Here is a 9,930-nt window from a genome sequence, read left to right as displayed (position 1 = left end):
CCCAATCAAAAACCTCAGATGCCCCCAGTCTCTCCCGAGCGTCTCCGCAGCTTCCACCGCGTCCCAGCACCTCAGCAGCGCCGGTGAAGGGCGTTCTATGCCTTACGCATTCAACGCGCAAGTGGAAAATTCAAGAATATCGCAAAAAACTTCAAAATCATTTTTTATACAATAATTTCTAATAGTTGAGTGGAACTCACCTCATAGAAATCGGCGAAAATCATCCTTCAAGCACATCAGATATACCGCCTAGATTTCAGTGCTTGTTGGTTCAAACCCAACATATAGTGAGAACACTACAGTCACCCACAAGACTATACCGACTCGACGGCAATCAGCGATTCATTTCCAATCCCGGATTCGCACCCGATATCGGCGCCGCCAGGCGCAATGCAAGTTGGTCTTACAGGGCCTTGCGCATTGTCTATGGATAGGCTCAGGTCTTTTCAAAGCAAACCCGATACGCCTGTGACCTTGATATGACGAATGACATTAAGTTTCCCTTGCTGCGAACCGTTGGGTTTGACGGTCTGTTGGTGACCTTTGCGCAAACCATGTCCGAGCCGTCAAACCGCGCCGCCCTGGCGTTTCGGGGCGCAGTCGAGGCGCAGCAGATTGATGGCGTGCTTGAGACTTCGGCCTCGCTGGCATCTGCATTTATAAGGTTTGATCCATTAAGCCTGTCGCATCATGACATCGAAGAGTTGCTGCGAGCTATGCTGGTCAGTCGCGATTGGTACGCTGCACCTTTGCCTGCGGGGCGACGATTCTGGAAAGTGCCGACGGTCTACGGTTCCGATCTTGCGCCACAGCTAGAAGACGCGGCATTGGCAGCAGAGTTGTCACCAGCGGACGCCATTGATCGTCTCAGCCAATCGCGTGTGCGGGTTTTAACCATCGGATTTGCGCCGGGCCAACCTTATCTCGGGCCACTCGGACCCGAATTCAACATTCCACGCCTGAAAGAGCTGACGCCGATGGTGCCTGAAGGGGCGTTGGTTTTGGCAATTTCTCAATTTGTCCTGTTCTCGGGGCCAACCCCAACCGGATGGCGTCATGTTGGACAAACCGCGTTTCGTTGCTTTCGTCCGGACATGGGGCGAAGTTTTGCCCTCAACCCCGGTGATGAGATGCAGTTCATCTCAGTCACGCGCGAAGAGCTTGAGGATATCCGTACAACCTGCACTGATGGCTCTGGTGGTGCGAGTTGCGAGGAGATCACGACATGACGCTGATCGTCCATCGCATCGGTCCAGCTTGCACGGTTCAGGATCAAGGGCGCACCGGGTATCTGGATCAAGGCCTGTCGCGTTCGGGTGCCGCAGATATAGCGGCGCTTTATGAAGGGGCCGCGTTGCTTGGTAACACCCCAACGAGCGCCGCCCTCGAAATGGCGGGGATGGGTGGTGAGTTTGAGGCAACCGTACCAACCGCCATCGCGCTGACCGGCGCACCGATGCAGGCCAGTATCGATGGCAGCCCCGTCTTGTGGAATGCCTCGCATCAAATGGAGGCTGGGCAGCGGCTGGTAGTCGGGTCGGTGCTGCAGGGCAGTTACGGGTATCTGAATCTGGGTGGCGGGATCGGGACCGACATGACGCTGGGCTCACGCGCGGCCCATCTGACCGCAAGGATCGGGCGCGCCGTTCAAGCGGGTGATCACCTGCCTTCGACGGAAACCGGCAAGACCGGCCTGAAGCTGCGTTCGGAGGATCGGTTTTCGGGTGGGACGTTGCGGGTTGTGGCCAGCTTTCAAACTGCACTGTTCGATGACGAGACGCTGGCACGGTTTACGCAAACGACATTCCGCCGCGGCGCCCGAGCCAACCGGATGGGCATGCAGCTGGATAGTGAAGGTGACGGCTTCGCGGCCAAGGGTCAGTTGAACATACTGTCCGAAGTCATAACCCCCGGCGATATACAGATGACCGGCACCGGTGCGCCCTTCATCCTACTGCCCGAGTGCCAGACCACCGGAGGTTACCCGCGCATCGCAACCGTTCTGCCCTGTGATCTGCCCCGCGCTGCACAGACCCCGGCGGGAGGCGAGGTGCGCTTCGAATTCGTAACACTGGAACAAGCCATCGCGCTGCAAGCCGCATTTAAGGCCGACATTGCCCGCCTGCCCGCCCGTGTTGAACCCTTGGTCCGCGATCCGCATGACATCCCGGACCTCCTGTCCTACCAACTGATCAGCGGAATGATCTCTGCCACCGAATAAGGAGTTATTGCGATGCCGAGCGTCGATCTGAATGCCGATATGGGCGAAAGCTTTGGCCCGTGGAAGATGGGTGACGATGAAAGCCTTCTGAAGATCATCACATCAGCCAATATCGCCTGTGGCTTTCATGCGGGTGACCCGGATGTGATGGCCAAGACCATGGCTCTGGCAGCTCAGAACGGTGTGGGCATCGGTGCGCATCCCGGTCTTCCTGATCTGCAGGGGTTCGGGCGTCGAAACATGAAAGTGCCCCATGACAGTTTGCGCAATCTGGTGCGTTATCAGCTTGGATCGGCAATCGGCATGGCCAAGGCGATGGGCACTGAAGTGCGCCATCTAAAGCTACATGGAGCGCTGGCCAACATGTGTTCGGTCGATATCGATATGGCGCGGGCCTGTTATCAGGGCGCATTGGACGTGGACCCGGACATCATCATCATGGTGCTGGCGGTCACCAAACAAGAAGAAGCGGTGCGCGAGCTGGACTGCAAGTGGGTGGGCGAAATCTTCGCCGACCGTGCCTATAACGACGATGGCACTTTGGTGGATCGGTCACTGCCGGGAGCCGTGATACACGACCCTGCACTGGCCGGACCACGTATTCTGGAAATGGTGAAGGAAGGTGCCATCATCACCGAATCCGGCAAACGCCTTGAGACCTCAATCGATACGATCTGCCTGCATGGTGATGGCCCGACAGCAGTTCAGATCGCGCACTCGGTGCGCGAGAACCTGATCGCGGGCGGAGTCGAGGTCACAAAATTCATCCGTTAGTTACAACAACGTAACTTTGGCACCCCATCTCCAAACTGTTGCCCATGCAGGCCTTAGCGCCTAGCATGCATGGCAAGTGCATGATCTGACTACCACAAATCCAAGCAACGCGCCGCAAGGAGGTTAGCCTATGTCTTTTGATCTGATGTCCTACCAGCCAAGGGGCGACAAGAAGAACTCGGACTTCTTCACCGAATATCTTCCCAGGATTTACGAGCGCCGCATCAGCTCGGGCATTGCGGATCAGGTCGGTGCGATGCGGGCCATTGTCATTCAGGTCGAGACAGATGCGCTGTTTGACACGCTGGTCGAGCTTTATGTGATGACCCCCTATCGCCACACCGCCAGCTATTTGGGACAGACACACAAGTTCTCGGTGATGCATTCACATGCCGATTATCCGGCGCTGATCCTGATGGCTCCGCTCAGCCCGGCATTCGAGGATTTCATCCCGCGTATCAATCGTATGTACCCGCTGGCGCGCGGTAAGCCGCAGACGCGATATGTAGGTGAGATTTACGGTGCCACTGACCTGAAGGCGCTGACTGGATCGCTGGAGGATCAGAATATTCGGTTCGAATATTCTGGGGACACCGAAAATCCGTTCTACACGCTGGAAGGATACCGCTTTACGACGCCATCGGATTTCACGTGCAATCGCGTCGGCTATTCCACGCTGGATTTCAACGACACAGACAGTTTGGGGTTAGGCGACCGTGTTTTGCTGAGCGATGTGGAACAAGCCAAGCTGGATCAGGCCGCTGCGTTTGGGACGGATAGCAAAATCGCACCCCTGATGCTGGGGATCGATCATCTGGCGACACGCATTCTGGCCGGGGAACGTGAGGACGCGATCCTCGAATTTCTGACCATGGTGCCTTATTACTTCTGGGGGGCGTACAACATCTTCGACATGAACTCGTCGACCAATGTGAATCGCAATGCCAATGTGGATGACGACAAGAAATCCCCTGCCAAGGTCTTTACTGCAAACAACACGCCCTCATTCGTGAACTCTTTCGAGCAATTGCCGATGCCAACCGAGGATTTCGTGCGTAATTTCGGACGACGCTTGCACCACATGGCGGTTGAAATTCAGGACGGCGACCATGGCGCGGGTGAGAAAAATGTCGATTTCGTGGTCAACACTCTTAAAGACAAGGGCGTTCCGTTCCTGGCCCATGTGGTCGGGGAATGCAAAGATGATCCGAACCTGAAACAGATCTTCTCAAAGCACTCGAAACACACGCTGCTGATCACCGAATACATCGAACGTTGTCATCACTACGACGGCTTCTTCACCAAGGATAACGTTGCAGCCTTAACTGCGGCGGCCGGGCAAGATGAACAGTACAAACACGGCCACGTCTTCGATTGATTTGCCATAAAAAATGGGCTGCGAGGTCATCGCAGCCCAGGCCCATCCAGGAGAGAATGCCGGGTCTTATGACGGCCCGATCATGAAACACGTGACATTGCGCGCCTGTAACCGACGACAGGCCAGATCAGCCTGCTCGCGGGTCATGCCCTGAAATGTCGCGTCAAACCCACGCGAGCTTTGATTCACCTTGCGCAAAGTGCCTTCCAAAGTGGTCATTTCCGACAGCGCAGTTTTCAACAGAACCTTCTCGGCCTCATACCGTGTGGTGTAGCGGCCAACATTGACGCCCCAAAGGTGACCGCCGGAAGTGGACAAGCGGGTCACAACTTCGGGTTCAGGCTCGGGCTGTTTGGCCGGTTCGACCGAGGCCAGCACCACGTTTTCGGAAGGCTTGGCGCCATCCGACGGTGCTATGTCTGCTGCTGCAATCGCAGCAGCGATACCGTCCTGAATCCGGGTGTTGTCTTTTTCAGCCGTTGCGGCGACCGACCCCGCGACCTGAACCGTTTCGCTCGCCACCGGGCGCAACACCGGGCGCAGGCTCTTTTTCGGCGGGCCCGCTTGGGCGACCACTTGTGCACTACCCAGACCAGCATTCCCTGCATAGGCCGGGCGGGCGGGCTTACGGATTGGCGCACGCGAGGGGGCACGGCGGAAACCCATATCCAAAAGCTCGGCCACCCGGGCGTTGCGCGATGCACCTGATTTGCCACCGAAGACGGTCGCGATGATACGTTCATCCTTGCGCTTGGCCGAAGCAACCAGATTAAACCCTGCGGCGCGGGTATAGCCGGTCTTGATCCCATCGGCGCCCCGATAGGCTGCCAAAAGGCGGCGGTTGGTGTTCGGTACAGTCTTGATCCCGGCATTCGTCGATTGGCGCGAGAACAGGTTGTAGTACTGCGGGTAATCATACAGCAGGTGACGGCCCAGCGTGGTCATATCCCGCGCGGTCGACAAATGCCCCGACTCGGTCAGACCATGGGCATTCTTGAAGGTGGTCCGGCTCATCCCCATCGCCTTGGCGGTGCGGGTCATGCGACGAGCAAACGCCGCCTCGGACCCGCTGAGGGCGATGCCGATCGCGGTTGCCGCGTCATTGGCGGATTTCACCGCCGCCGCCCGGATCAGATAGCGAAACGCGATTCGCTGCCCAGTGCGCAAACCCAGCTTCGAGGGCGGCTCAGCCGCTGCAGCCTTGGTGATGCGCACCTGAGTGTCCAACGTGATCTCACCATTCCGCACGGCCTCAAACGCAATATACAGCGTCATCATCTTGGTCAGAGATGCCGGATGCAACCGCGTGTCGGCATTGCGGGAATGCAGCACTTCTCCGGTGCGTGCGTCGATCACCATGGCCGCGTAAGGGGCCGCCATGCCCTGAAGTGGTGCAAATGAAAGCAGCCACAGAAATGCTATAAGTAATAAGCCCATTCGGGCCGGAACTGTCCGCCGAATCTGCACGATCTTTGCCTCTGTCTGCCTCGCGCCGCCGGGTTTTCCCGGTCAGCAATTTTTATTTTGATATTCTTCAGGCTAACACAGGGACGGGTTTAAAGAAACTGAAAGCTGCGTTTGAGTGGATCATATACACAATCAGATTCACGCTACATATAGTGCTTCATGCGCGCCCGAACACCATACCGGCGATTGTGCCGAATTTCAGGCAAGCCGTGTCATCGAATTTTTTGTGACTGATGTCAAACGGCAACAGGTCAGGAAATCTGATCAATCAAAGCTGAAAGATCACCCAAATCCTTCAACTCGCGGAACCGTGGGTTGGAAGTTGGGACCTCGGCCTGCTCGACCTCCCATACCAACCCGTGCGGGACATGCACGCCCCAGCACCCGGCTTCGATTGGGGCCACCACGTCAGAACGCATCGAGTTTCCGATCATCATCGAGGCGTCGGGTCCATCACCGTACTGGTCAAAAATCTCCGCATAGGTCGCCGCCGTTTTTTCGCTCACGATCTCAACGCCATCGAACAGCTCACCCAATCCGGATTGCGCCAGCTTACGCTCCTGATCGATCAGGTCGCCCTTGGTGATCAGCAGAACCTTATGCGTCTCGGCCACCGCCTCGATGGCCTCGCGCGCATGGGGGAGCAGTTCGATGGGATGTGCCAGCATCTCCTGCCCCGCTTCAACAAGTTGGCGGATGACGCGCGCCGGTACGCGATCTTCCGTCACCTCAATCGCTGTCTCGATCATCGACAGGGTAAAGCCCTTGATGCCATACCCATAGTGCTGGATGTTGCGCTTTTCGGCGGCAAGTAGACGTTCCATCAGGTGATCGTGATCGGCGTGATCGGCCAGCAATTCGGCAAAATATGCCTGAGTCAGCTGGAAGAAACGCTCGTTATGCCAAAGGGTATCGTCTGCATCGAACCCGATTGTTGTCAGCTTGTCCCGCATCGCATTTCCGTCCGGTTGCTCTTTTCTCTGGCCACCGTGACGTTATATAAGCCGGGAAACAATTCGTAGTGTTAATCGAGATTCTCTTACAGCAATGCGCAAACACCAGTGGATCATGTCTGAAAAGGACGACGAAGACGACGACACGTCGGTCCTGGTGCAAACGCGCCCCAAGACCAAGCGGCCGCCGCTGTATAAGGTGTTGTTGCTGAATGACGATTACACACCGATGGAGTTCGTGGTGCATGTGCTGGAACGGTTCTTCGGCATGACCCATGCGCAAGCGTTTGAAATCATGCTGACCGTACACAAGAAAGGTGTCGCCGTGGTTGGCGTGTTCAGCCATGAGATTGCCGAGACCAAGGTCGGGCAAGTCATGGATTTCGCGCGCAGGCATCAGCACCCGCTGCAATGCACCATGGAACGCGAAGAATAACGCACGGCCATGTCCTCTCGCCTTGATCTAGCCTTGAACAGCGGGCTCACCCTGTCGCAACCGCTGACTGTTTTGGCGCCTACCCCGGACCACGATTTGTCAGACCTTCCGCGCGAGGCGCAGGTGGTGCAGCCTTTCAAACCGTTCCACGATCATTTTGCCACGCAGGGCTTTGTCGCTACGCCCAATAGTGACGCGCCTTGCCAGGATGCAGTCGTGTTTCTACCGCGCGCCAAGGCGCTGGCCCGGGCGCTGATCCATCAGGCCTGCAGCCGCGCCAGCGGGGTCATCGTGGTGGACGGGGCCAAAACCGATGGCGTCGACAGTTTGCTGAAAGACATCCGCAAGCGGGTCGCGATCGAGGGCCCAATCTCGAAGGCACATGGCAAGATTTTCTGGTTTCAGTCTGATGCGGACGCCTTTGCCGACTGGGCTGCGCCTGAAAACCAAATGGTTGACGGCTTCCATACCGCGCCCGGTGTGTTTTCCGCCGATGGTATCGATCCTGCCTCGGCCCTGCTGCTGAATTCTCTGCCAACCAAGCGCGGCACGCGCATCGCTGATCTGGGTGCAGGTTGGGGCTTTCTGTCCGCAAGGCTGATCGACGACACCTTGCGCAGCCTGCATCTGGTTGAGGCCGACCACACCGCCCTTACTTGCGCCCGCGCCAACGTCACCGACCCCCGTGCGCAGTTCCACTGGGCCGACGCCACCAAATGGAGCACGCCCGAGCCGCTGGACATGGTGATCATGAATCCGCCCTTTCATACTTCGCGCAGCGCCGACCCGACATTGGGCCAGGGCTTTATCACCAGTGCTGCATGCAACCTCACCCGCAACGGTCAACTCTGGATGGTTGCAAATCGCCACCTGCCTTACGAGGCCACGCTGGCCGAGGCTTTCGCCCGTGTTGACGAAGTGGCAGGAGACAACCGCTTCAAGGTTTTCCATGCCTCTCGCCCTCGGGGCTGAGGCCCGCTAACCTGCGCCAGAACTCAGGAGGATTCGCATGTCCTTTTCCATCGCGGGCAAGACCGCAATCGTCACCGGGGGTGCCAACGGCATCGGACTGGCCATCGGACGGCACTTTGCCGATGCAGGCGCCAATGTCATGTTCGCCGATATGGATGAAAAGCGCCTGTCCGATGAGCTGGGCGAACAGGCGGATGACAGCAACATCCGTTATTTCGCCGGCGACCTGCGTGAAAAGCTGACCATCGCCAATCTGCTTTCGGCCACGCTGGATGCGTTTGATCAGGTTGATATCCTGATCAATGGTGCGCGGCAGGTGATCCCGTCGGATCCGCTGGACGCCGATGACGATTCCGTGCGCACATTGCTGAACCAGAACCTGATGCCCGCGCTGCGACTGAGCCAACTAGTGGCTAAGCGATTTATCAAACAGGCTGATGGAGACGATGAGAACCCTGCCGGGTCAATCATCAACCTGTCCTCGATTGCCGCACGCCGCACCCATCCCGATCTGATGGCCTATTCCGTTTCGACCGCTGCGCTGGATCAGATGACCCGTTCGTTGGCGGTTGCACTTGCGCCCAGCCGCATTCGCGTAAACTCCATCGCACTAGGATCGGTCATGAGCGCTTCATTGCAGTCAACGCTGAAAGAAAACCGAGATTTCCGGGACGACATCGAAAAACATACTCCGCTTTCCCGGATTGCCGCTCCGAACGAACTGGTCGAAACCGCGCAATTTCTCGCGTCGGACGCTGCGGGCTTCATGACAGGCCAAATTCTAACCATTGACGGAGGCCGCACCCTGCTGGACCCTGTCGCAGCCCCGGCCCACTGATCCCAATGTTCGATAAAGAAAAAGCCACCGCGGCTGCCTGGTTCCGCCAGTTGCGAGATGACATCGTAACCGCCTTCGAAGCGTTGGAAGACAGCCACACCTCAGGCCCCTTCTCGGATTCTCAGCCGGGAAGGTTCGAAGTCAAAGAAACTAAACGGCAGTCTGACGATGGCTCCGACGCGGGCGGCGGGCTGATGTCGGTGATGCGCGGGGGCCGCGTGTTCGAGAAGGTGGGCGTTAATGTCTCAACCGTCTTTGGTACGCTGGGTGAGCGCGCGCAAAACGCGATGGCCGCGCGCAAGGGTATTCCGGGGATGAAGGACGACCCCCGGTTCTGGGCTTCGGGCATCAGCCTTGTGGCCCATATGCAGAACCCGCATGTGCCTGCGGTCCATATGAACACCCGGATGTTCTGGACCCCACATGCCTGGTGGTTCGGCGGCGGCTCCGACCTGAATCCCTGCATCGAATATGACGACGACACCGCCCATTTCCACGCCACCCAAAAAGCGCATCTCGACCCGCACGGACCCGGCCACTACCCGCGCCTCAAAGATTGGGCTGACGAGTATTTTTATATCCCCCACCGAAAGCGCGCTCGGGGTGTCGGCGGGATCTTTATGGATGACTATTGCACCGGCGACTGGCAGGCGGATTTTGCGCTGACGCAGGACATCGGTCGCGCCTTCCTGCCCGCCTTTCTGCCTCTGGTCGAAAAACGCCGGGTGCAAAGCTTTGACGACGCGGACAAAAACACCCAGCTGGTGCATCGTGGGCTCTATGCCGAATACAATCTGGTCTATGACCGGGGCACCAAGTTTGGTCTGGAAACCGGGCACGACCCCGATGCTGTTCTGATGAGTCTGCCGCCCTTGGCCAAATGGGTCTGAC

Annotated in this window: 11 protein-coding genes; 9 read left to right on the top strand and 2 right to left on the bottom strand. The window is 57.6% G+C overall.

The genetic code is table 11. The features are described 5' to 3' along the window. The 5 genes from ACR0MP_RS08545 to ACR0MP_RS08525 form a co-directional block, all read left to right on the top strand. A partial coding sequence (locus ACR0MP_RS08545; RefSeq protein WP_480790300.1) for a hypothetical protein occupies positions 1-182 on the top strand: 182 nt, incomplete at its 5' end. Positions 183-479: 297 nt separating this feature from the next. Further along, positions 480-1,229 carry a 5-oxoprolinase subunit B family protein gene (locus ACR0MP_RS08540; RefSeq protein WP_170408890.1) on the top strand — a complete coding sequence of 250 codons (750 nt, stop codon included), beginning with the start codon at positions 480-482 and terminating at the stop codon, positions 1,227-1,229. Continuing rightward, entirely contained in the window at positions 1,226-2,221 is a 996-nt protein-coding gene (locus ACR0MP_RS08535; protein ID WP_480886361.1) for a 5-oxoprolinase subunit C family protein, read from the top strand. Before ACR0MP_RS08540 ends, ACR0MP_RS08535 begins: the two co-directional genes overlap by 4 nt. A gap of 12 nt (positions 2,222-2,233) precedes the next feature. Further along, positions 2,234-2,995, top strand: a complete 762-nt coding sequence (locus ACR0MP_RS08530) for a LamB/YcsF family protein (protein WP_480886360.1) — start codon at positions 2,234-2,236, stop codon at positions 2,993-2,995. A gap of 130 nt (positions 2,996-3,125) precedes the next feature. Beyond that, positions 3,126-4,373, top strand: a complete 1,248-nt coding sequence (locus ACR0MP_RS08525; protein WP_170408887.1) for a hypothetical protein — start codon at positions 3,126-3,128, stop codon at positions 4,371-4,373. Between the two features lie 66 nt (positions 4,374-4,439). On the opposite strand, the gene ACR0MP_RS08520 is transcribed toward ACR0MP_RS08525, so the two are convergent. Together ACR0MP_RS08520 and ACR0MP_RS08515 are read right to left on the bottom strand one after the other, a co-directional pair. Next, complete coding sequence (locus ACR0MP_RS08520) at positions 4,440-5,810, bottom strand: D-alanyl-D-alanine carboxypeptidase family protein (protein ID WP_170396050.1); 1,371 nt, start codon at positions 5,808-5,810, stop codon at positions 4,440-4,442. A gap of 281 nt (positions 5,811-6,091) precedes the next feature. Beyond that, complete coding sequence (locus tag ACR0MP_RS08515; RefSeq protein ID WP_223117606.1) at positions 6,092-6,793, bottom strand: HAD family hydrolase; 702 nt, start codon at positions 6,791-6,793, stop codon at positions 6,092-6,094. A 94-nt stretch (positions 6,794-6,887) separates the two neighbouring features. Between ACR0MP_RS08515 and clpS the strand changes: the two genes are divergently transcribed. From clpS to hemF, 4 genes are read left to right on the top strand one after another with little or no spacing between them, the layout of a single operon-like run. Continuing rightward, entirely contained in the window at positions 6,888-7,229 is a 342-nt protein-coding gene (clpS, locus tag ACR0MP_RS08510) for an ATP-dependent Clp protease adapter ClpS (protein WP_170396046.1), read from the top strand. A gap of 9 nt (positions 7,230-7,238) precedes the next feature. Continuing rightward, positions 7,239-8,201 (top strand): class I SAM-dependent methyltransferase, encoded by a 963-nt coding sequence (locus ACR0MP_RS08505; protein ID WP_480886358.1) that lies wholly within the window; start codon positions 7,239-7,241, stop codon positions 8,199-8,201. Between the two features lie 37 nt (positions 8,202-8,238). Next, positions 8,239-9,039, top strand: a complete 801-nt coding sequence (locus ACR0MP_RS08500; RefSeq protein WP_480886357.1) for an SDR family NAD(P)-dependent oxidoreductase — start codon at positions 8,239-8,241, stop codon at positions 9,037-9,039. 5 nt (positions 9,040-9,044) lie between these two features. After that, a complete protein-coding gene (hemF, locus tag ACR0MP_RS08495) occupies positions 9,045-9,929 on the top strand; it encodes an oxygen-dependent coproporphyrinogen oxidase (RefSeq protein ID WP_170664081.1) in 885 nt (294 codons plus the stop codon). Position 9,930: the final 1 nt, after the last annotated feature.

It is taken from the genome of Ruegeria sp. K3 (assembly GCF_056531845.1).
This window is presented reverse-complemented; position numbering and strand designations above follow the sequence as displayed.

Excerpts from the sequence above, each read along its gene's own strand:
- ACR0MP_RS08500 (WP_480886357.1), top strand. The coding sequence starts at position 8,239 with ATGTCCTTTTCCATCGCGGGCAAGACCGCAATCGTCACCGGGGGTGCC.
- ACR0MP_RS08525 (WP_170408887.1), top strand. The coding sequence starts at position 3,126 with ATGTCTTTTGATCTGATGTCCTACCAGCCAAGGGGCGACAAGAAGAAC.
- ACR0MP_RS08530 (WP_480886360.1), top strand. The coding sequence starts at position 2,234 with ATGCCGAGCGTCGATCTGAATGCCGATATGGGCGAAAGCTTTGGCCCG.
- ACR0MP_RS08540 (WP_170408890.1), top strand. The coding sequence starts at position 480 with ATGACGAATGACATTAAGTTTCCCTTGCTGCGAACCGTTGGGTTTGAC.
- clpS (WP_170396046.1), top strand. The coding sequence starts at position 6,888 with ATGCGCAAACACCAGTGGATCATGTCTGAAAAGGACGACGAAGACGAC.
- ACR0MP_RS08515 (WP_223117606.1), bottom strand. The coding sequence starts at position 6,793 with ATGCGGGACAAGCTGACAACAATCGGGTTCGATGCAGACGATACCCTT.
- ACR0MP_RS08505 (WP_480886358.1), top strand. The coding sequence starts at position 7,239 with ATGTCCTCTCGCCTTGATCTAGCCTTGAACAGCGGGCTCACCCTGTCG.
- ACR0MP_RS08520 (WP_170396050.1), bottom strand. The coding sequence starts at position 5,810 with ATGGGCTTATTACTTATAGCATTTCTGTGGCTGCTTTCATTTGCACCA.
- hemF (WP_170664081.1), top strand. The coding sequence starts at position 9,045 with ATGTTCGATAAAGAAAAAGCCACCGCGGCTGCCTGGTTCCGCCAGTTG.
- ACR0MP_RS08535 (WP_480886361.1), top strand. The coding sequence starts at position 1,226 with ATGACGCTGATCGTCCATCGCATCGGTCCAGCTTGCACGGTTCAGGAT.